This is a genomic window from Wolbachia endosymbiont of Tettigetta isshikii (genome assembly GCF_041154185.1).
In the GTDB taxonomy this organism is placed as follows: domain Bacteria; phylum Pseudomonadota; class Alphaproteobacteria; order Rickettsiales; family Anaplasmataceae; genus Wolbachia.
The window spans coordinates 1-20934 of sequence record NZ_JBFTEN010000005.1; the positions used below are offsets into that span (position 1 = coordinate 1).

Genomic DNA, 20934 nt, shown 5'->3' on the forward strand with positions numbered 1-20934 from the left:
ACTTGGCGCGTTTTATTTTAAGCTTGTTGAAAGTGGTAAGAAGAAGATGGTGGCTGCAACAGTTCTAATGCGTAAAATTATAGTAATTGCTAATACAAGGTTTAAAGAAGCAATTAATTTAAATACCTAAAAACTTACACAGCAGTAACTGCAATGAATATGTGAATAAGTACTTTAAGTCTGTGTGAACGTACTTATTCACATATTCATTGGCTTAAGTAAAAATTGCTGCAGTAGCTGTTTGATATAAAATCTATTTTCTATAACAAACGGGTTTTTATTGCCCATATGAGTGGGTAAAGTTGCAAAATCACACAAATAAAAAATTTTTAAAAAACATAGTTGATATGAAGTTGCAGTCAGTAATAAAGGCAAGTTTATCTATAATGGGAAAGAATATGACTCCCCTTCTGCAGCTGGCACAGGAATTACTGGTAAAAGTTGCAACGGTTGGGATTTTTTTAAAGTATGCCTTAACCCTGAAGAAGGACTAAGAACTCTGAGCTATCACCGTGCAGAATTTCTGTCGGCTCAAAATAGTAACGTTTAAACCATGCATTAAAGCGTTTAAAGAGGTCTTAGTTTACTTGCCCCATCATTTTCTTTATTATCAGAAATTGCTTTAAATAATATGGAGGAGCACATTGTCAGCAATTGCTATTATTGATTTTGGTTCACAGTTTACTCAGCTTATCGCAAGACGAATAAGGGAAATGAGCGTTTATTGTGAGATATTCCCAAGCAACATCAGTTTTGAAACAATATCGAAGTTCAATGGGTTTATTTTCTCTGGAGGACCACAATCCGTAAATGACAGTTGTTCTGAGGCAAGTGAAGTAGTGCATGAAATTATAAAACTTAATGAGGCAACAAGCGTTCCTATACTTGGAATATGCTACGGGCAGCAACTCATTTGTCATTATTTTGGGGCAAAAGTAAAAAAGGAATTCAAACAAGAATTTGGTAGAACTAAGATCAAAATACTAAAAGAATCTCCCATTATAAATGATACGTGGGAAGTGAATTCCGAAGTGGATGTGCTGATGAATCACGCAGACAGTGTTGAAACTATACCGCAGGGATTTACTGTTATTGCATCGGGTGTGATAAATCAAACAATCGCAATAATTGCCAATGAGCAGCGGAAGATTTACTGTACTCAATTTCATCCTGAAGTTAAGCCTACAGCAAATGGCAGCAAATTGCTCTCTAACTTCTTGGATATTGCAAATTGTGAAAGAGACTGGACAATGAAGTCACTCATTGAAAAGCAGAAGAAAAAAATCAAAAATTTAGTAGGGAAGAGAAAGGTAATTGCCGCAGTAAGTGGCGGTGTTGATTCAAGTGTTGCAGCAACTCTCACATATAGAGCTATAGGAAAACAATTAAACTGTATTTTTATCGACACTGGGTTGTTACGCAAAAACCAAACCATTGCTATGTTGAAAGAGATTCCGATAAACTACGTTGACAGATCAAACTTATTTTTGAGTAGGTTAAAGGTAATAACTGATCCAGAAGAAAAGCGAAAGATTATCGGCAATACTTTCATTGAAGTGTTTGAAGAAGAGGCGAAAAAAATAGGTGATGTGGATTTTTTAATGCAAGGCACCATCTACTCCGATGTAGTTGAATCAGGGCACGCTTCAGGGAATGCTAGTACAATTAAATCTCATCATAATGTTGGCGGGTTGCCAGAAAAAATGAATCTGAAGCTAGTAGAACCTTTACGCTACCTCTTTAAAGATGAAGTAAGGCTGCTTGGAAAAGAAATTGGTCTTTTAGATGAGATAATATTTCAACATCCGTTTCCTGGACCTGGACTTGCAGTGAGGATCATAGGTGAAGTAGATGAAGAAAGGGTGCGAATATTGCAAGAGGTAGATGAAATATATATCAATACAATGAAAAATTACGATCTGTATAATAAGATATGGCAGGCTTTTGTTGTATTGTTGCCAGTAAAAACTGTGGGGGTTATGGGGGATAATCGCACATATGGATATGTTTGTGCTTTGAGAGCTGTAACATCGTCTGATGGTATGACGGCTGATGCATTTCCATTTGAGAATAAGAGTCAACACTCGTTAGTATTTTGGGATTTTCTGCAGAACGTTAGCAGCATAATCGTTAATAACGTTTCCAGAGTAAATAGAGTTGTATATGACTTGACTTCCAAACCACCAGCAACTATTGAGTGGGAATAATCATGAGCCAATGCTCTGACACTGGTTTTCTAAGTCACAAGAGCTATAAAAACTACTGACAAATTCTTTCAACACCCTTATCATAGTACAGAAGCTATTATTTAACTTCCCAATCTGTGCAGTGGATTGTACGGTCCAGTTGCCTACTAGCTTTATCATTACAAAATTAATACCTCTAACCTTATAATTTTATTAGTTAATAGGTTTAGAAGTAAAAATATGACTAATATAATAAAACAAAATTACTTAGAAAACTTTCCCAACAATGAAGGAAGAGTTAACTCAAAAGGTATTGTTGCTCCACCTGTACCACCAAGAGCACCAGAAACTAAGTTATCATCGCAGAATGGGGCAACAAAACCTAAACTTGCTTCAAATCCTAATGAAGGTAAGCAATTCAAGTATGAGGTAAAACTTCCTGGTGTTATTCATACTACAGCAAGAAAAAATAACGTGGAGGTGGGCTCAGTGAATTAAATCTAAAGAAAGAAGCTAATTTTGCTGTTTCAGAGCCTAATGCTGTGAAGAAAAAGAAAGTTACTTTTGCGAATCCGGAGATTTCGGATAATGTTACTAAAAGTCAGCCTACTTTGACTGAATACATGATACAAAAGGAAAGAGAAGCAAAAGAGTCAAACCCTTTTAAGACAATGAGAGAAACTATGCCAGTGTACGAAAATGTTAATGCATTTGATGACACGTTTGAGCAGAATAACCATTAGAAAAGTTCTGATCTGCATCAAGCACAGCAGCAAGATAACCACAAGGTTGAGTCTAGCAAAAAAACTTATAATCCACTTAATTGGAACTCAATCTATCAGGGTAAAAAGCGTTTTAGCCCAGAAAGATTAAACGTTCACCCATTATTACGCAACAAAGCTGACATGCATGGCAGTGTAACTGCTGGTACTAAACCTTATTTAGCTATAGAAAGGTGTATGGTTACACACGATGGCAGTGAGCTTGAAACAAAGATTGAGAGAAAGCATGGATTTCAATCGGATCCAAGTATTAAGCATATAAAGGTTAATACTTCAGTTTGTTCTATCACTAAAGGTAACGACAAAAAAGGCGTTAGACCTGATGCTTCATATAAACAGGATCCTTCATCAGGAGTTTCTGAAGTGAAGGTGGATTATGTAAGGAATAGAGTAAAGGGATTAATTGATCAATTTGAACAAAGTGGCCGTAGCTGCTAAGTGTTTTCCCTGCCTTTGTACCCCGAAGGCAGGGCTGTTCTTAAAATAGCATGTTCCTTACTTGCTTCACAGCATTACTGGCCTTTGATTTTTCGTCTGTGAAAGCAGCATTAAGAGAGACTTTGAGTCTTTCCCATTCTTCTTGGCCATTCGTGCGAGCTAGAATTAAAGATTTATATTCATTTTTAATTTTTTCTAATGCCTTCTGATGAGAAAAATCTAGTTCCTCATACACATCAATATCTATTGATTGTAGTATTACCAAAAATGAAAACAGATTTGGAGCAGGTAATTCTTCTTTTGTTTAATTTAAAAGATATAGTTCTATTTTTTTTTCACACAATATTTTATTGTTTCTAACCATAGTGAAAGACTTTCTGCATAGAATATAAAACTATCTATAATTGAGCTTTTTGATTTTTTTGGTAGTTTGATATTTTGAAACAACGCTTTTGTGAATTTCTCTATCGGTTGCTTTGGTAAATATAAGGAGAGATCAGTAAAAGACTTTAAGTCAAATTTGATCCAAGTACTGTGCTAATAGCTTTATATACATTACCCTTATCTCTACTGACAGAAATAATAAAGACGAGCCCCTCTATATCAAGCATGTACTTTATAGATTCCAAAAAATCGACAGTAAATTTAGGAAGGCATATATCAAGGTTATCCACAATTATGTAGATGTTTTTGTCTTCTCTAATTCTATTAACTACTTTTACTAATTGAGTTTTAAAGTCCTTAATGTTTTCTTCTTTTCTCTGAAGAATGTTTAATTCCCTTAGCACAGCGCCAATGTCCTTTTTATCGGCCTCCTTTGTGGCTTCGAGCAATACAGAAAGCATAGCAAGTGGGGATTTACTAATTAATTTTCCCAGTGTGTTTAAAGAAAATAGCTCCTGATTTATGTTCTTGAACTGTTGTATAACGCCTCTTTTTACTTCATATGATGCAAATAAATCCTCAAATAAGAAATTTAAAAAAGATGGTAGTGGCTGATCCAATGCGTTGATATCCCATGCGCTATAATAAGCTGCAATTTCGTTTTGTTGCTTTAACTCTTTTACCCAATCTTTTAGAAAAAATGTCTTGCCCCATCCGCTATATCCTTCTAAAGATACCATTGTAAAAGACTGATCAATTGCTTTAACCATAGTGCTGAACTTGCCTGAAAATTGCTTATAGTTCAGGAGGTCATTTTTCTAAGCTACCGCTTTAGGTGTTGACACTGCTTCTTTTTTTTTCTGAAGGTTATCAGTGATATAAGTTTTTTTAAGCACATGCCTTATTTTATATTCAATTCGTATTCTTGTCTTGAGGTTAGAGCTGCTTTTAGCGTTCCTTCATCTAGGTAGTCGATTTCTCCACCAATCGGTATGCCGCAAGCAAGGCGTGATATTTTCACATCGAAGTTTTTTAGCAATTCAATTATATACTGCACGGTAACATGACCCTCTAATGTTGGATTAATTGCGATAATGATCTCTTCAATTTTATACTCTGCAACTCTTTTAGGGATAGTACCAAGGTTAAGTTCTTTTGGACCTACACCGTTTATTGCAGACAACTTACCATCCAAAACATGGTACATACCTGAATATATACTACCTTTCTCAAACGCCCATAAATCACCTAATTCTTCTACTACGCACAGTAATTTGGTGTCACGTTTTGGATCAGTACAAATAGAACACGGTGATTTAGTATCTAGATTTCCACAGACCTTACACTATATTATAAGATCTGCCAGCTCTTTGATTAAAGATGCAAGTGGTAGCATAACTTTTCTTTGTTTTGGAGTAAATATATAACTAACCTGCGTGATGATGATAGCCCTAAACTTGGCAATTTAGAAAAAACATGAACTAAATTTTATTTTAATGTTCATTCAATAAATTCAAAATAGGCCATCAAAATACTAACATCAAACCCTTTATATAGGAAGTAGTAAATTTCTCTTACCTCACTTTAGGTTAGCTATGAGGATTTAAGATAATATTTACTAAATTTTAACTTTTTAGATCTATATTTTAATAAATATAGAGTAATAATTAATATAGATGATCTATTTAAAAGTGGCAATTATAATGAAAATCTCAATTCTTTGATACAAATTATAAAGCTGAAAGACACAAAACAAATTGATGAACAATATGATAAAACGGTAAGAGATTTATCTCAAGCTCTGAGGGGCTTTACAAGCAAGGCAGAAGATGTAGCTAAGTTTGTTATATGTACTGACTTGAATAATTATGTAGAACCGGTGGATAAAAATCCATTAGGCCTTTTTGGAGTATTAAAGAGAATATGACTAGGGAAAGATGCTCCGGTTAGGAATGACAACATAAGAAATTTTGCTCAAGATAAATTGCAGAGTTTCACTATAAAAAAGCAGCAGAATATACAAATATTTTGAGGAAAATTAACCGCGTAAAAGAAGGACTCGATATCGCCTTGAAAGAACGACGCGGTATCATCTTGAAAGAAATTTTAGATTTGAGGCGGAGTGAAAAAGAGGAACGTAAACCGCATGAAGTAAACTTCGAGAGCGCAACAACATCAAAGCAAAGGAAAGAAGAGCAGCCAAAAAAAGAATCTGCTAGTAATCGCAGGAAGAAAATAAAACTACCAGCGCCTCCACCACCTCTGACTGCTCCGAATGAGCTTAAACCTGAGCCTCAGAAAAAGGTTGCTACTACTGAGAAGCAGAAGGTGTGCTTTAAATCAAAACCAGAGACTATATCTTTTGATGGTTCGTGATATGGAAGTTTATCAGATGAAGAATCTGGTAAAAAAATATCTAATTACCAAGAAGAAGAATCAATTTGCGCAACAGTTCCTAAGGAACATATAGGAGCGAAAAGAGCAAATAAACAGCAGCAACAATCTAAACCTCCAAAGCCTAAAAGTGCTGATCGACAAGTGAGTACGAAACCAAGGATAGTAGGAATGACTCTCAAAAAATCAGCTGAAAGTAAATCTACAGTATCACTAAAATCTGAGAGTCAAGGCCGTAAACAATCAGCACAAAAAGCTGCTGATCGAGCAGCACCAGAAGTAAAAGTGGTTGCTGTGAAAAAAGAAGTAAATAGCAAGAAGGACGGCAGAGTAAAGTCAGTGATAGGAAAAATTGAGCAAAATCAAGCTGCTGAGAGCAAAGCCACTCCTGCTGCACAAGCAGATATCGGTGTGGAGAAAGATCCATCAAAAGCTGCCTTCCAATCTCACTCGTTTCCAGCAGGAAATGAAAGATCTGAAATGAACCCTATAACAGCAAAGTCCGACTCTAAGCCTTTAGTTAGTAAAAAGCCTCTTCTCATGCATGTCAATGTAAAGGAAGTGGCTGCACGATTTGAAAGTCATGGAAAGAAATAGCTGTAACTTATTGGATAAACCCTATAACATCTTTTATTTGTTTTATGTTGTGGTTTGCAATCTCTGCTGCTTTTTCTGTACCTTTCTTTAATATTTCATGTAAATAGGACTGGTTCTTTAAGAGGTCTCTAATCTTCTCACGTATAGGTGATACAACGCTGATGATTAAATCAGCCAACTCTTTTTTTAAGTGCTTCATATTGTGTTTGTTCATCTCTTTGCATACTCTGTCTACATCAAAACCACTCAACGCTGAATAAATGTTTATCAAGTTACTTACCTCCGGGCGGCACTTTAAAGTAGCAAAGTCAAAGCCTAGCATTGAGTCTGTTTTTGCTTTTCCTATTTTTTTAACGATTAAATCGTCTGTGTCGTCAAGGCTAATGCGCGAGTATTCTGAGGGATCAGATTTACTCATTTTACTTGTGCCATCCCTTAAGCTCATTATTCTTGATGCATGGTCCAAAACTAGGATTTCAGGCACAACGAAATGATCTAGTTTGTAGTGATTATTGAAAGCGAGTGCAACATCGCGTGTGAGCTCCAAATGCTGCTTTTGATCATCACCAACAGGAACGTATTTAGCTTGATATAGCAGTATATCTGCAGCCATAAGTACTGGGTAGCTATATAACCCTAAAGAGGCTTTTTGTTTATCGCTACCGGCTTTATCTTTAAATTGAGTCATGCGACTGAGCCAACCAACTGGTGTGTAGCACCCAAGTAGCCAACCGAGTTCTGCATGACCGCTGACTGTGGACTGACTAAAAATAATGGACTTTTCTGGATCTATTCCGCACGCAATGTAAGCTGCTGCTATTTTAAGAATATTACTTTTTAATTCACTGGCAGGAAGTTTATTAGTTGTGATTGCATGCAAGTCAACAATACAGAAAAGAGATTTATATTTATCCTGTAAGTCTACCCACTGCTTGATTGCGCCAAGATAGTTACCTAAGTGCAGTGTGCCACTTGGTTGAATGCCTGAAAAGACAATATTACGCATTATTTTGCTTCGCTAATCGTTTCCGCAATCAGTAGATTTCTTGGAAATGATAACCATTGCAGGACGAAGCAACCTACTTTTAATAGTATAACCGGTTTGTAAGACTTCCACGATAGTACCAGTTTCTTTTTCATTATCTTCTCTTTCCACAACGGCTTGGTGTAAATTACTATCAAAAGACTCTCCCATTGGGTCTATTTCTTCTATTCCGTGTTTTTTCAGATCATTCATAATTTTTTGATGAGCTACTTTGATTCCTTCATGAACAGGATCGCCATCTTTTAAATTTTCCATCACTCTTTTTAAATTGTTGCATGAGTCGATCATATCACGTGCAAATTGTGTAACTGCATAGTTACTTGCATCACTGATTTGCTTTTGCATTATACGTTTGACGTTTTCATTATCTGCAACAGCACGACGTAAATGATCTTCAAGTTGAGTTGCACGCTCCTTCAACGCGTTGAGATTTTCGTTAAAATCATCAGTGTGTTTGCTACTATCTTGTTGGTCTTCGCTTTTTTGCTTATTTACCATATCGGTAAACTTCTTCTTTCTTTCCTTTCTACTATCTGACATATCATTAACCTTAAGAACCTAATAAATATATAGCAACTAATCTGAAAATATCAAGAATTAGCTAAACTTGTCTTTTTATGCTTGCATTCAAAAAGTCAATCAAAGCAGTTTTATAAGGAGAATTAGAAAAAACACTAATATCATTTAACGCCATGTTAACATAGTGCCTTGCATTTTTCATAGAAAGCTCGATAGCATTGTGGTGACTAATATAGTGCATCGCCTGATCAAAATTGCCCTCAGCCGAAGAAAAACATTTTTCCCAAAACCTTTGTTCTGCTAGGCTGCCTTTTTCGTATGCTATAATAGCAGGTAAAGTTACCTTGCCTTCAAAAAAGTCTTTTCCCACTTTCTTTCCAGAAGTGCTTTGATCAGCAGTATAATCGAGCATGTCATCAATGATTTGGAATGCCATGCCAAAATTAAAACCAAAATTCTTTAGCCTTTCTGTTTCATCACTGGTAGCACCAGATATTACAGATGCAGCTTCACAGCACGCAGAAAATAAAGATGCTGTTTTTTCTCCAATGATATTGAAATAATTTTTCCGAGTAGTGTGAGGGTTAAAGCATGTCGTCATCTGTTTTATTTCACCTTTCACAAGCAAATGTGACGCTTTAGATAAAATAGAGAGAACATTTAAATTTTCACATTCTATAAGCCATCTAAATGCTAGAGTCAATAATAGGTCACCAACTAAAATGCTCGATCTATTTCCCCAGATTTTATTTGCTGTTTTAACTCCATGGCGTGCTTCACTTTCATCGAGCACGTCATCGTGAAGTAAAGTAGCATTGTGTATAATTTCTACCGATGCAGCAACTCTAACTCTGTCCTCCCCAGGGTAGTTCAGCATTTTGCATAAGATGAAGACGAATTTAGGCCTTATTTTTTTTCCACCTGACCCAACAAGATGAGATATAATATCAGCAGCAAGTTTGATGTTTTCATCATCAACGTTTCTGAAGATAAAATCTTTCATAGCTGATAAATCAGAAGATATAATATCATCTAATTTACCGTTATTTATTAAACCAGTGTTCAACATTTAAAGAGACTTATGCCTCTTGTTCTTTCACTTTCTGTGTTGCTACTTTCTTTTCCTCTGTTTTTTTGCTTCCATTTTCTTCTTTTTTTGTTTCTAGAGTGATCATACCTTTTTCGATGAACCATAGCACTCTCTTGGTTGGTTGCGCACCCACATTTAACCAATGTTTTAATCTGTCAACTTTTACCACAACACGATTTTTGTTGTCTTTTGGTAGCATTGGGTCATATTGCCCTATTCTTTGAATAAAGCGCCCATCTCTTGGTGCCAGAGAATTAGCTACAACTATCCTGTAAAAAGGGCGTTTCTTTTTACCAAATCTTGCCAACCTTATTTTAACTGCCATGTTAACCTTTATTCATACGTTATTTACAATTTTATACAATAAGCAGTTTAAGTCAAATGAATTTTCTTACAATAGACTGCTTGCATAACCTAAATTAAGCAGAAAAAGGCAATTTACTGTCTGCCACTACCTGCAGAACTCATCCGCTAACACGTAGCGGGATGATGGTTTTGAATCTTCAGGGTGTCATCCAAGTCGCCCTTTTCTTGTCATCCAAACCACTATGATGTCATCCCAGTACTTGATACTGGGATCCAAGATACTACTTTAGTAATAAATATTTGAGAAATTTACTAAGCGAAAAAAAGGCAAAAGAAACCGCGTTGGTGGCTAATTATTTATATTAACTTTATAAATTGGCGTTTTTTATTGTCTTAAACGCTTTAACAAGCGCATTTTAGCTTATATTAGGTAAAAACCTTGAAAGTTTGTAAAGACGTGAGGTGCACATAGTGCGAAAAATTAAACATAAGACGCCAAGTACATTGAGTTTTTTGTCGTTTAATCTGCGCAGACTGAAGATAAATAATAGCCTCAGTATTATTATAAGGATAACGACGAAGGTTGTCAAGTAGTTTTTTATTTCTATTAGATGATATACGCTGCTAAAAGTTTGTTATATGGTATACAAAAAGTATAACGACAACTTAAAACTTAGCAAAGGAAAAGCTTTGTGCTAATGGAGCATTTTAAGTATAACGTGGATAGTTTACAGCACTTAAATGAATCACATTGTCAATGCGTATAATAGATTTGAAATTCCTATAGTTAGGGGAGAAGGGGTATACCTTTTTGATAAAGATGGCAAAAAATATCTAGACTTTGCTGCTGGTATTTCTACAACCTCTTTAGGACATTGTCACTCATATATTGCAGATAAGCTGAAGGAGCAATCGGATTTATTATGGCACTGCTCTAATATTTTTACTATTCCCGAGCAAGAAAGGCTCGCTGAGCGTTTAACAGCACTTACTTTTGCGGATAAAATTTTTTTCTGTTCAAGCGGACTTGAAGCAACAGAGGCTGCAATTAAATTTATTCGCCGTTATTTTTATTCAAAAGGGCAAGAAAAACGCAACCGCATTATTACAATCGAAGGGGGGTTTCATGGCCGCAGTATTGCTGCAATTTCTGCTGGAGGAAATGAAAAATCACGCGAAGGTTTTGCTCCACTCCTTTCTGGTTTTGATAAAGTGCCAAGAAACAACATCAAAGCGCTAGAGGAGAAAATCAGTGATGAAACAGCTGCTGTGTTTTTAGAGCCCATACAAAGTGAGGGTGGAGTGTATACACTGGATGTAGAATACCTTCACAAAGTAAGGGAAATAACGAAAGCTCAGGAGATGATCTTATGCTTTGATGAAGTGCAATGCGGGTATGGGCGTATTGGTTCTTTATTTCATTATCAAAATATAGGAATCGAACCTGACATTTTAACTTGCGCGAAGGCTATGGGTAACGGGTTTCCCTTAGCTGCATGTTTAGTAAGAAATTATATAGCAGAAGCGATTACTCCAGGAACTCACGGATCAACTTATGGCGGTAATCCGCTTGCCATGACTGTTGGTAACGCAGTGCTCGATATAGTGCTGAAAGAAGGCTTTTTCGATCATGTTAGAAGGGTTAGTAAATATCTAAAAGAAAAATTATTACTGTTAGCTGAAGAATTTCCAAGAATAATCTCAGAAATTCGTGGGAAGGGTTTGTTAATAGGAATAGAGCTTAAAGCTCCTTTGGCTGACAAAATTGTTAGCCGATCCCTTGACAAAGGTTTAATAATGACTAAAGTTTTGAATAATAGAGTAGTGAGAATAACACCTCCACTTATTGTTCATGATAAACATGTGGATGCAGCGTGTGATACACTTTATAATTCATTTTTGAGATTAAAGGTATATAAATATTTTAGAAAAATATAAAGTCCAGCTATACAAAATTTCAAACTTGCGAATGCTTCTTATAGCATGTAAAATTAACTCTGTTTTTTGTCACAGTAACATCATACTTTAATGGATTGGTTATTGGTTTCAGTATTATCGGTAATTTTTGTTTTATTGATTTTATCGTTTTTATTTTCAGGGGCAGAAATAGGTCTAACTTCAATCAGCCGATCTAGCATTAATAAGCTAAAGCTAGAGAGTAACAAAAGGGCCAAGGTAATAGATCACTTGTTAAGTAAAAAAGAATTAACAATAGGAACGATGCTCCTCGGCAATACGATTATTAACATTACTTGTTCCGCTTTATTTACAGCGATATTTATAAATTTCTTTGGAAGTGAAGGCGTATTTCTATCAACGATTGTAATGACATTTTGTATTTTGCTGTTTTGCGAGGTGTTACCAAAAACTTATGCCATGCAAAATCCTGAGAAATTTACATTATTTTCCACTTATTTTGTACTGTTTTTTGTCAAGATTTTTTCTCCATTGACATTAGGCATTCAGTTCATTGTCAATCTTATTCTAAAGTTATGTGGGCTTCATAAGAACAGGGAAGTAATATCTGCAGCGGATGCAATGCGTAATATGATTACTCTTCATCGCAGTGAAGGAACCATGTTACAACAGGATTTGGATATGCTAAACAGCATACTTGATTTAGCTGAGACAGAGATATCGGAAATTATGACCCATAGGAGAAACCTATTTTCTCTTGATATAGATCGAAATAAAGAAGAATTGATAAGAGAAATTTTGACCAGCAGTCACAGTAGAGTGCCTTTATGGCAAAAAGAACCAGATAACATTGTCGGAGTAGTTCACGTAAAGAATCTAATAAACGCTTTGCGTAAAAAGGATAATAAAATAGAGGAGGTTGACATTGCCCAAATTATGTCAAAACCTTGTTTCTTACCAGAAAGTACACCACTTAGCGTTCAATTACATAACTTCCGTCAGAACAGAAAACATCTTGCGTTTGTTGTTAATGAATATGGAGCACTGCAGGGAATTGTAACTCTTGAAGATATATTGGAAGAAATAGTTGGAGAAATTTCCGATGAGCATGATTTAATCACGGAGAATTTTATAAAGAAAATATCTGACAATGTGTATCATATCGAGGGAAAATCAACTATTAGGGATATTAACAGACAATTACACTGGAACCTTCCTGATGAAGAAGCTACAACCCTAGCAGGTATGATTGTGAATGAGATAGAGCGCATTCCTGACGAAGGCGAAGAATTTTTCATATATGGTTTTCATTTCAAGATTTTGAAAAAAGATAAAAATATTATTACTATTATTGAAGTACAAGTAAAAACTGATCATACTATGACAGCGATTAATTAGTTAGGTTTTATGGAAGACACAGTAAAAATAACAGCCGACGAGTTAAAAGGTTATATAGAAAGAATCGAGAAACTCGAGCAAGAAAAGAAGGATGTGCAAGATCACATTCGTGATGTATATGCAAAAGCTGCAGATAAAGGTTGGGATACGAAAGTGATGAAACAGATTGTCAGGCTAAGAAAGATGGATGATGATGACAGAGAAGAACAAGAAATATTACTTGATACTTATAAACGCGCATTGGGAATGAGTTGCGAAGAAGAGTCAAGTGAATAGCAGAATTGTAATTGGGATAAGTGGAGCATCTGGTTCTATTTATGGTGTGCGTATTTTAGAAGTGTTAAAAGATGCTGACTATGAAACTCACTTAGTAATAAGTTGCGCTGGAAAAACCACTCTGGCCCATGAAGTTGCAGAAAGACTTGAAGACATCACATCACTTGCAGGTTTTTACTATTCTGAAGAAAAAATAGGAGCAAAAATAGCGAGCGGTTCGTTTGAAACTTTAGGGATGATTATTGCTCCATGTTCTATGAAGACAATGTCTGAAATTGCGTCAGGCGTTACCTCTAACCTATTAACAAGAGCTGCAGATGTAACACTAAAAGAAAGAAGGAAATTAGTTCTTATGGTGCGAGAGTCGCCACTGCATCTTGGTCATTTACGAAATATGTTAAAATTGACGGAGATGGGGGCAATTATTTCTCCGCCAATGCCAGCTTTTTATATTAAACCGAAATCTTTGGAAGACATTATAAATCATTCTATTGGCAAAGTATTAAGTTTATTTGATATCAAATTATCTGGCTTCAGAGAATGGCAAGGAGTATAGCAAGTGGCAATTATCATTGACGGCAAGGAAATAGCAAGTGACCTGTGCAAGAAGTTATCACAAAAAATCGATGCTTTAAAGAAGAAGCACAATATTTTTCCTTGTCTTAAAGTAATTCTTGTGGGTAGTAACCCAGCAAGTCAAGTCTATGTTCGTAATAAACAAAAAAAAGCAGAATCAATAGGCATAAGTTCTGATACTATTGTTTTGCCTGATAATATTTCAGAAGGTGGATTAATTGCAAAAATTAATGAGTTAAATGCAGATACGTCTGTGCATGGTATTTTAGTACAATTGCCTTTACCAAGCCATATTAAAGCGAGCAGAGTAATTAACACAGTAAGCGTTGAAAAAGATGTGGATGGCTTCCATGATGAAAACGTTGGCCGATTAGTTAAAGGTGAAAAAAATTGCCTTATACCTTGTACTCCTAAAGGTTCTTTGCATTTAATTAAATTAGTTGAAAGTAATCTTTCAGGTAAAAATGCAGTCGTGATTGGCAGATCAAACATCGTGGGTAAACCGATGTTTCACCTGTTGTTACAAGAAAACTGCACTGTTACCATTTTGCATTCACAAAGTAGGGATTTAACTGAATATTGCTCCAAGGCAGATATAGTAGTTGCAGGGGTTGGAAAGCCAAATTTTATCCAAAAAGACTGGATAAAGAAAGGGGCAATAGTGATTGACGTTGGGATAAATAGTGTGAATGTAGGAGGGCAAACAAAGCTTGTAGGTGATGTTAACTTCGATGGAGTAAAAGAAAAAGTCAAAGCTATTACGCCAGTGCCTGGGGGCGTTGGTCCAATGACCATTGCGTTTTTGATGATAAACACTCTTATTGCTGCTTGTTTGCAGAAGAAAGTTGATGTTTCTGATTTCATGTGCTAAGGTCTATAGTTGCAGTAAAGTAGAATGAAAGGTACGAAAATGGCGTGGCTGAAAGGATGGTTAATGACAATTTTTCTTTTGCTATACTCAACCACAGCTTTCTGTGGTGGTTGTAATTTTAATTTACCATACCGCGGGCTCAGTTGTAATTTAGATCTATCGTACAGAAGTTTAAGTAATATAAGAAAATTGTTGAGTAACAGTGATAAATTTGTTGCGCTTACATTTGATGATGGACCATCTAACAATAGAGTAAACGATATTATTAATGTTTTAGAAAGCTATAAAGCAAAAGCGACGTTTTTTCTTCTTGGTGAACGTATAAATAGAAAAACGTCCGAGATAGTAAAGAGAATCTATAATGCAGGTCATGAGCTAGGCAATCACTCTTGGTCGCATAGAAAGTTGACATCGCTTTCAAGTGAAGAACGATTGCAAGAGCTGGAGAAGACAAGTACGGCAATTAAAAATGCAACAGAGCAAGATGTAAAATGATTTTGCCCACGATATGGATGTCATGATGATAATTTGATCGAAAACACTAATCGATTGAATATGTATTCGATATTATGGACAGTTGACTCTCTAGATTGGCAAGGTGATAAACCAGAGATCTTAGTTGAAAGAGTTATAAGTAACGTGTACAATGGAGCAATCATACTGTTCCATGACCACGATAACAAATCAAATACAGTTGAAGCTTTACCTCAGATTATTAAGATACTAAAAAAGTCGGGTTATGAGCCTGTTACCTTAAGTGAGTGGGAGGAAAGGGTTTGTAGTGTGGTTAAAACTGAAAGTATATCAAGAGGAGAAGAAACGCATAATTTAGATTTACCAAAATACATTTACAGCTAGATCAGTATACGAATGTTGAAATATCTAACTCCGACACAGTACCATCTGCTTATACCAATCTCTACTACACAGAAAGTGGACAGATGCTGTTTTGCCAGTAAACAATGGTATCATCCAAGTGCCTCCTTTTTTTGTCATCCCAGTACTTGATACTGGGATCCAGGATGCTACTTTAGTAATAAATATTTAAAAAATTTACCAAGTAAAAAAAGGCAAAGAAATCCCGAGTGGCGAGTTTTGACTCTATAATACTGTAAATTGACGCTATAATAATTTACTGACGCTTAGTACAAGCGCGATTTGGCTGAGTGTAGAAAAAACGAAAAAGACATGCAGCCGCTATAATTTGATACAATCCGCCAAAAAATACCCTGAATTTTTTACTGAATTTTGTCATTGAGCCTGCAGATCAAAAACAAGTTTTGAGTCAAAAATACTCTTTGTACTGTGATAATGAAGTTGGCAGGATTTGTCAAGTAGTTTTTTTGTTTCTGCTGTGTAGCTTTTCACTGTTGTCTGTCCGCTTTTTGTGTAGTGGAATTGGTATAAGGCCTTAGACATGCCAATTTTAATCTTTGTGTTATAAAATTGTTAATCATTATATACTATAATTAGTATAATAGTTCTTTTTCAAAGAATTTTTATGACTTGTTACCCAATTTTACAACCATACAATGCCTATTACCACAATATAGGTGAACCTCATTTCTCAGATTGTAAACCATTATACATATCTGATATATTCGATAATAGGCCTTACTTTAATAAGGACTGCTTAACCACGCAAAAATTTTGCCTTGGAGATTATCGCATTCCTAATTTACACACGTCTCTCAAACATCATCATACTCCATTTCAAGGTGATTATAACCCATATTTCAAGCATTATTGCAATCCATGTCACAGTAATCATTATGATGTAGCATGGTGCCATGCTCACGACTCTGGTAACACAGTGGTGCTGAATATACCGCCGTATTGGACTGGAAGTGAAAGTGGGAAAACAGGAACTAGGATAATAGAAGTTGCAGGAACTGAAGCACTACAAGATCATGTAGGAACAGTTACTACTACAGAACTATTATAAATTTTTGTGGGTAATTGTAGCGAAGGTGATGAAAGACGTGAAAAGTGCGTAGAGAGTCAAAAATGAGCGGTATCATATTAAGATCACAAATAGCGTTGACTTAATATGATAAATAAAGTATAAGACAAAAAGAAGGGATGTGCACTATGTACCTCTGTCTATTGGCTTATAACTTTGACAGCCCATTTGATGTATGGTCTTTCTTGCTTTCCCTACTAATACTATTAATTTGAGATAAAGTTTTAATTATATAGGAGATTTCTATGTCAGAAAATGATGAAAATTTAACCACAGAAGAAGAAACTTCTTCAGAGACTACGGTAGAAGAAACCAGCGAAGCGAAAACTTCTTTAGGCGCTGTGGTAGATAATAGCAGTGGAAAACAGCTTCCTGAAAAAATTGCTACAGTAAATACAGAAAAACCACATGTGAAATTTACAGTAGATGAAGGAAATTTGCCTGTAAAGGCTATAGTAAACTGTGGAAGTAAAATAAAACCTTCAGATGAGTATCCACATTTCAACCATTACAATAACTTATGCTTTAAGCATTGTCATGATCCATACTACAATAGTCATCATACTTCATGTTATCATGCCTATGATTCTGGCAATACAGTGTTAATACCTTATAGTTGGAAAGGTGGACTACCTATGGTGAAAGTTGGAGGGCATACAGAATTTTTTGATTTAAATAAGCCCATGCTAATATCTGATCTAGGTTGCAATATTTGCGATTGTTATTAATTACAAAAAAGCTGTTTAATTTTGAGAAGCTGTGTGGATGAAAATAGAGGGGAGCATTTTAAGCATGCCGGTTTTATATTTTGTAAGTTGCATTTAACTCCTGTGCCGTTGTCTGAAAAACACGGCATTGGTAAGTTCTTTTCTCTCGGTAATTTCTGTATAAGCTGACACAAGATAAGTCTTCAACTAACCTCATTTATTTACTATACTGCTATAGTTTTATAGCTTTTTGATTGATGAACATTTTTAAGCGGGTCTCCTCGCTAATCCTTAGCAAATTAAATGAGTTGAAGCAAAGGGGTATCATAAATACGAGTGTGGAAAATTTTATCGTAGAACCTCCAAGTAATAGAGCACATGGAGATATTTATACAAATGTTGCCATGGTGCTTGCAAAGCATGGAAGTAAGAATCCTGTTGAGATTGCAGGGATATTGGCAAGAGAATTTGAACTGTTTGATGAGATTGAGAAAGTGGAAGTTGTGGGCCATGGTTTTATCAATATGCACTTGAAAATAGAAGTATGGCATGGGATTCTCAAACAAATAAATGAGCTAAAAACAGAATTCGGTACTCTAAATATTGGAAATAATCAGGCCATCAATGTTGAATTTGTATCTGCAAATCCAACTGGTCCACTGCATATTGGTCATGCAAGAGGGGCGGTATTTGGTGACATTTTAGCAAATTTACTGAAAAAAGTTGGTTATAAAGTCACCAAGGAATACTACATTAATGATGCTGGAGCGCAGGTAGATACGCTAGTTCGATCAGTATATTTGCGATATAGGGAAGCTCTGGGAGAGAAGATCAGTATCGAAAAAGGTTTGTATCCTGGTGAATATTTAAAACCAATAGGGGAGGGGCTAGCCAAAAAATATGGCTCAAAGCTTTTAAATAGTCAAGATAATCAGGTAATTAGAGAGTATACTTTGAGTTCTATTTTAGAACTTATAAAAGAAGACATGGGCTTGCTTGGAGTAAGTCACGATGTTTTTACTTCAGAATATGAACTACAAAAAAGTGGCAAAATCGAAGAGAGCATAAAGATGTTGTCTGACAAGGGTTTAGTGTATGAAGGATACTTAGAAAAACCAAAAGGCAAAGAAAGCGAAAATTGGACTTCCAGAAAAGAAATGTTATTTCGCTCTACAAAGTTTGGCGATGATGTTGATCGTGCACTAAAAAAAGAGGATGGCAGTTGGACTTACTTTGCTTCGGATATTGCTTACCATTTCGATAAGATATCACGTGGCTTTAACAATATGATCGTAGAGCTCGGTAGTGATCATGGTGGTTATGTCAAAAGGCTCAAAGCAGTTGTCTCTACGCTGAGCGATAATAAGGTGAAAATAGAGGTAAAACTGCATAACATTGTGAATTTTTTCGAGGATGGAAAACCTGTTAGGATGTCCAAAAGATCAGGAAATTTCCTCACAGCAAGGGATGTAGTGGAGGAAGTTGGCAGGGATATCACTCGTTTTATAATGCTAACACGCAAGAATGATATGGTCTTAAACTTTGATTTTGCTAAAGTTAAAGAGCAGTCAAAAGATAATCCTATTTTTTACGTGCAATATGCGCACGCCCGTGCTCATTCATTGATGCGTAATGCTTCAAAAGAACTCCCAAATGCAGATCTTTCACTTTTAAAGACAGATGGAGAGCTGTTCCTCATAAAAACCTTGGCAAAGTGGCTAGATGTGGTGGAAATAGCGGCAAGGCTTTACGAGCCACACAGAATCACTTTCTACTTACTTGAAGTTGCAGAAGCGTTCCACGCTCTATGGGGATATGGCAAAAACGATTTAAACATGCGGTTTATACTGGAAGACAACTTAGACCTCACCGCTGCAAGAATATTTCTCGTCCAAGCCTTAGCACACATCATCGCTTCTGGGCTTTCTATCTTCAATATAGAACCTTTGGAAGAGATGAAATAAGCAAAAAATATAAAGATAAGAGAAACTCTAAACCCACCCAGGCATTAAGCTGCAGCCCTATAATGTCTGCTGTTGATAATTATTTCACCTATTGTAACTGCCGCTAAAATAAAGCAGTAATATACATGTGTTAATAAAGAAATAGGCGATACAGAAGCAATGCTACCTGCTAGTAGTAGCTGAGAACCATAAGGCAAGATGCCTTTTGTGGCACAAGCAAAAACATCTAATAAGTATGCACTGCGGTGTGGTGCAATATCATGTTTTTTTGCGAGCCTTTTTGCAATGCCACCACTTAGTAAAATAGCAATGGTATTATTGGCAACCAGGACGGTGAACATAGATGCTATTCCTGCTATCACAAATTCAGTTTTAGTCTTTGTAATATTACTTTTATCAATGAGTTTATGTAATGCTTTTTGACCTTGTTTGTACATTATATGGCTTAGTCCACCAATAAATAGAGCAAAGATCACTATTTCGTTTACTTTCTTAAAACCATTATATATGTCATGAGGAAGTTGAATGAAAGCATAGTCAAAAAAGACTGTTCCTAGCATACCAGCAATAATTATGTTTACAATTATTGTTACTAAAGCAGAAACTTCAAGCATGCCCATGATTATTAGAGAAATGTAAGGGATAACTTTTATTATCGATAAATAATCTAAGTTTGACATAGTAACAATTTTTGTACTATCAGCAGTTACTGCGAGACAGACAAGCGTTATAATGCTGGCAACAAGTGCTACTTTAGAGTTCACTTTAAGTTTATCCTTTATTGCAGCCCCTTGTGAAGAAACAGAGGCAATAGTGGTGTCGGATATCATTGAGAGGTTATCACCAAATACGGCACCCCCAACCACAGTTGCAGTTCCTATTTCAAGACCAAAAGCTCCACTTTTTGCTAGGTTAACGGCGATTGGTACCATTAGCGCAACAACTCCCATGGACGTACCGATTGCAGTTGAAATAAAAGCAGAAGCCAAGAATATTCCAGGCAAAAGTAACCTTGTTGGAAGGAAATTGAGAATTAGATTAGCGACAGTGTCTGCGCTACCAATTGATTGAGTAACAGAAGAAAATGCTCCAGAAAATAGAAAAATTAAGCACATAGTAAGGGTGTTTTTGTCGCCCATGCCATCGATGAAAGTATCGATGTTGTGCTGAATTTTATTTGTACCGCGTGAAACAGCAAAAAATAGTGCTGGTAGTAAGCAAATTACCGGTGAAACCTGATGAAGTGGATTATCAGTTCCGATAAAAGAAAAATAAGTGCCGCTTCCAAGATATAGGATTAAAAAAATAAACACAGGAACAAAAGCTGTCATTTCACCATATTTAAAAACTTAGGATAACTAATTAAGTTGCTTTGATCAAGCACTAATCCATGGTTCCACTAATTCTACAGAAAGTTAACAGCGAAGTTTTAAACTTTGTGTTTAATCTACTTAACTAAATAGCACGTGCAGTCTATTGCTTGACAATATAGGATTGCCAGGTTCCAGCGTCACTCATTTA

The 20934-nt window shown here is 35.8% G+C and carries 21 protein-coding genes and 4 pseudogenes; 18 read left to right on the forward strand and 7 right to left on the reverse strand.

From position 1 onward, the window contains the following. From AB6N09_RS01620 to AB6N09_RS01640, 5 genes and pseudogenes are all read left to right on the forward strand, one after another. Positions 1-130, forward strand: a pseudogene (locus tag AB6N09_RS01620) (IS110 family transposase); the annotation flags it as partial. Positions 131-644: 514 nt separating this feature from the next. Beyond that, positions 645-2207: a glutamine-hydrolyzing GMP synthase gene (gene guaA, locus AB6N09_RS01625; RefSeq protein ID WP_411131219.1), complete on the forward strand. Its 1563-nt coding sequence runs from the start codon at positions 645-647 to the stop codon at positions 2205-2207. Between the two features lie 219 nt (positions 2208-2426). Next, on the forward strand, positions 2427-2684 hold the full coding sequence (locus AB6N09_RS01630; RefSeq protein ID WP_411131220.1) for a hypothetical protein: 258 nt from the start codon (positions 2427-2429) through the stop codon (positions 2682-2684). A 44-nt stretch (positions 2685-2728) separates the two neighbouring features. Next, on the forward strand, positions 2729-2929 hold the full coding sequence (locus AB6N09_RS01635; RefSeq protein WP_411131221.1) for a hypothetical protein: 201 nt from the start codon (positions 2729-2731) through the stop codon (positions 2927-2929). A 162-nt stretch (positions 2930-3091) separates the two neighbouring features. Continuing rightward, complete coding sequence (locus AB6N09_RS01640) at positions 3092-3406, forward strand: hypothetical protein (protein ID WP_411131222.1); 315 nt, start codon at positions 3092-3094, stop codon at positions 3404-3406. 40 nt (positions 3407-3446) lie between these two features. On the opposite strand, the pseudogene AB6N09_RS01645 reads toward AB6N09_RS01640, so the two are convergent. Next, positions 3447-4688 (reverse strand): annotated as a pseudogene (locus tag AB6N09_RS01645) (P-loop NTPase fold protein). Positions 4689-4691: 3 nt separating this feature from the next. Then, a pseudogene (recR, locus tag AB6N09_RS01650) lies at positions 4692-5254 on the reverse strand (recombination mediator RecR). Positions 5255-5510: 256 nt separating this feature from the next. Here recR and AB6N09_RS01655 point away from each other — a divergent pair. The 3 genes from AB6N09_RS01655 to AB6N09_RS01665 all read left to right on the forward strand — a co-directional run bounded on the left by AB6N09_RS01655 (position 5511) and on the right by AB6N09_RS01665 (position 6781). Then, positions 5511-5717 carry a hypothetical protein gene (locus tag AB6N09_RS01655; protein ID WP_411131223.1) on the forward strand — a complete coding sequence of 69 codons (207 nt, stop codon included), beginning with the start codon at positions 5511-5513 and terminating at the stop codon, positions 5715-5717. A 101-nt stretch (positions 5718-5818) separates the two neighbouring features. After that, positions 5819-6166: a hypothetical protein gene (locus tag AB6N09_RS01660; RefSeq protein WP_411131224.1), complete on the forward strand. Its 348-nt coding sequence runs from the start codon at positions 5819-5821 to the stop codon at positions 6164-6166. 162 nt (positions 6167-6328) lie between these two features. Continuing rightward, on the forward strand, positions 6329-6781 hold the full coding sequence (locus AB6N09_RS01665) for a hypothetical protein (protein WP_411131225.1): 453 nt from the start codon (positions 6329-6331) through the stop codon (positions 6779-6781). Positions 6782-6788: 7 nt separating this feature from the next. On the opposite strand, the gene trpS is transcribed toward AB6N09_RS01665, so the two are convergent. From trpS to rpsP, 4 genes are all read right to left on the reverse strand, one after another. Beyond that, the gene (trpS, locus tag AB6N09_RS01670) at positions 6789-7787 is read right to left on the reverse strand and encodes a tryptophan--tRNA ligase (RefSeq protein ID WP_411131226.1); all 999 of its coding nucleotides are present in this window, start codon (positions 7785-7787) and stop codon (positions 6789-6791) included. Positions 7788-7799: 12 nt separating this feature from the next. Further along, complete coding sequence (locus tag AB6N09_RS01675; protein ID WP_411131228.1) at positions 7800-8366, reverse strand: nucleotide exchange factor GrpE; 567 nt, start codon at positions 8364-8366, stop codon at positions 7800-7802. Positions 8367-8427: 61 nt separating this feature from the next. Further along, positions 8428-9414 (reverse strand): polyprenyl synthetase family protein, encoded by a 987-nt coding sequence (locus tag AB6N09_RS01680; protein WP_411131229.1) that lies wholly within the window; start codon positions 9412-9414, stop codon positions 8428-8430. A gap of 10 nt (positions 9415-9424) precedes the next feature. Then, positions 9425-9760 carry a 30S ribosomal protein S16 gene (gene rpsP, locus AB6N09_RS01685; RefSeq protein ID WP_411131230.1) on the reverse strand — a complete coding sequence of 112 codons (336 nt, stop codon included), beginning with the start codon at positions 9758-9760 and terminating at the stop codon, positions 9425-9427. A gap of 722 nt (positions 9761-10482) precedes the next feature. Between rpsP and AB6N09_RS01690 the strand changes: the two genes are divergently transcribed. From AB6N09_RS01690 to argS, 10 genes and pseudogenes are all read left to right on the forward strand, one after another. Next, entirely contained in the window at positions 10483-11679 is a 1197-nt protein-coding gene (locus tag AB6N09_RS01690) for an aspartate aminotransferase family protein (protein WP_411131231.1), read from the forward strand. Between the two features lie 90 nt (positions 11680-11769). Next, positions 11770-13056, forward strand: coding sequence for an HlyC/CorC family transporter (locus AB6N09_RS01695; protein WP_411131232.1), 1287 nt, complete (start codon positions 11770-11772; stop codon positions 13054-13056). Between the two features lie 9 nt (positions 13057-13065). Further along, positions 13066-13332: a DUF2312 domain-containing protein gene (locus tag AB6N09_RS01700; protein WP_175937387.1), complete on the forward strand. Its 267-nt coding sequence runs from the start codon at positions 13066-13068 to the stop codon at positions 13330-13332. Further along, complete coding sequence (locus tag AB6N09_RS01705; protein WP_411131234.1) at positions 13325-13888, forward strand: UbiX family flavin prenyltransferase; 564 nt, start codon at positions 13325-13327, stop codon at positions 13886-13888. The genes AB6N09_RS01700 and AB6N09_RS01705 overlap by 8 nt, the downstream gene beginning before the upstream one ends. A 3-nt stretch (positions 13889-13891) precedes the next feature. Further along, the gene (gene folD, locus AB6N09_RS01710) at positions 13892-14779 is read left to right on the forward strand and encodes a bifunctional methylenetetrahydrofolate dehydrogenase/methenyltetrahydrofolate cyclohydrolase FolD (protein WP_411131235.1); all 888 of its coding nucleotides are present in this window, start codon (positions 13892-13894) and stop codon (positions 14777-14779) included. Positions 14780-14842: 63 nt separating this feature from the next. Next, positions 14843-15637 (forward strand): annotated as a pseudogene (locus AB6N09_RS01715) (polysaccharide deacetylase family protein). A gap of 643 nt (positions 15638-16280) precedes the next feature. Continuing rightward, a complete protein-coding gene (locus tag AB6N09_RS01720; RefSeq protein ID WP_411131237.1) occupies positions 16281-16724 on the forward strand; it encodes a hypothetical protein in 444 nt (147 codons plus the stop codon). 263 nt (positions 16725-16987) lie between these two features. Continuing rightward, positions 16988-17470 (forward strand): hypothetical protein, encoded by a 483-nt coding sequence (locus AB6N09_RS01725; RefSeq protein WP_411131238.1) that lies wholly within the window; start codon positions 16988-16990, stop codon positions 17468-17470. Between the two features lie 33 nt (positions 17471-17503). Beyond that, positions 17504-17638, forward strand: a complete 135-nt coding sequence (locus tag AB6N09_RS01730) for a hypothetical protein (RefSeq protein ID WP_411131239.1) — start codon at positions 17504-17506, stop codon at positions 17636-17638. A 68-nt stretch (positions 17639-17706) separates the two neighbouring features. After that, positions 17707-19413 (forward strand): arginine--tRNA ligase, encoded by a 1707-nt coding sequence (argS, locus tag AB6N09_RS01735; RefSeq protein WP_411131240.1) that lies wholly within the window; start codon positions 17707-17709, stop codon positions 19411-19413. 44 nt (positions 19414-19457) lie between these two features. Here the strand turns inward: argS and AB6N09_RS01740 are convergent, their stop codons facing one another. After that, positions 19458-20744 carry a Na+/H+ antiporter NhaC family protein gene (locus tag AB6N09_RS01740; RefSeq protein WP_411131241.1) on the reverse strand — a complete coding sequence of 429 codons (1287 nt, stop codon included), beginning with the start codon at positions 20742-20744 and terminating at the stop codon, positions 19458-19460. Positions 20745-20934: the final 190 nt, after the last annotated feature.

What these genes read in the sequence shown, in the direction of transcription:
- AB6N09_RS01640 (WP_411131222.1), top strand. Translation starts at nt 3,092, where the DNA reads ATGCATGGCAGTGTAACTGCTGGTACTAAACCTTATTTAGCTATAGAA.
- AB6N09_RS01690 (WP_411131231.1), top strand. Translation starts at nt 10,483, where the DNA reads ATGAATCACATTGTCAATGCGTATAATAGATTTGAAATTCCTATAGTT.
- AB6N09_RS01695 (WP_411131232.1), top strand. Translation starts at nt 11,770, where the DNA reads ATGGATTGGTTATTGGTTTCAGTATTATCGGTAATTTTTGTTTTATTG.
- AB6N09_RS01740 (WP_411131241.1), bottom strand. Translation starts at nt 20,744, where the DNA reads ATGACAGCTTTTGTTCCTGTGTTTATTTTTTTAATCCTATATCTTGGA.
- AB6N09_RS01630 (WP_411131220.1), top strand. Translation starts at nt 2,427, where the DNA reads ATGACTAATATAATAAAACAAAATTACTTAGAAAACTTTCCCAACAAT.
- AB6N09_RS01680 (WP_411131229.1), bottom strand. Translation starts at nt 9,414, where the DNA reads ATGTTGAACACTGGTTTAATAAATAACGGTAAATTAGATGATATTATA.
- AB6N09_RS01700 (WP_175937387.1), top strand. Translation starts at nt 13,066, where the DNA reads ATGGAAGACACAGTAAAAATAACAGCCGACGAGTTAAAAGGTTATATA.
- AB6N09_RS01720 (WP_411131237.1), top strand. Translation starts at nt 16,281, where the DNA reads ATGACTTGTTACCCAATTTTACAACCATACAATGCCTATTACCACAAT.
- rpsP (WP_411131230.1), bottom strand. Translation starts at nt 9,760, where the DNA reads ATGGCAGTTAAAATAAGGTTGGCAAGATTTGGTAAAAAGAAACGCCCT.
- trpS (WP_411131226.1), bottom strand. Translation starts at nt 7,787, where the DNA reads ATGCGTAATATTGTCTTTTCAGGCATTCAACCAAGTGGCACACTGCAC.
- AB6N09_RS01675 (WP_411131228.1), bottom strand. Translation starts at nt 8,366, where the DNA reads ATGTCAGATAGTAGAAAGGAAAGAAAGAAGAAGTTTACCGATATGGTA.
- argS (WP_411131240.1), top strand. Translation starts at nt 17,707, where the DNA reads ATGAACATTTTTAAGCGGGTCTCCTCGCTAATCCTTAGCAAATTAAAT.
- AB6N09_RS01725 (WP_411131238.1), top strand. Translation starts at nt 16,988, where the DNA reads ATGTCAGAAAATGATGAAAATTTAACCACAGAAGAAGAAACTTCTTCA.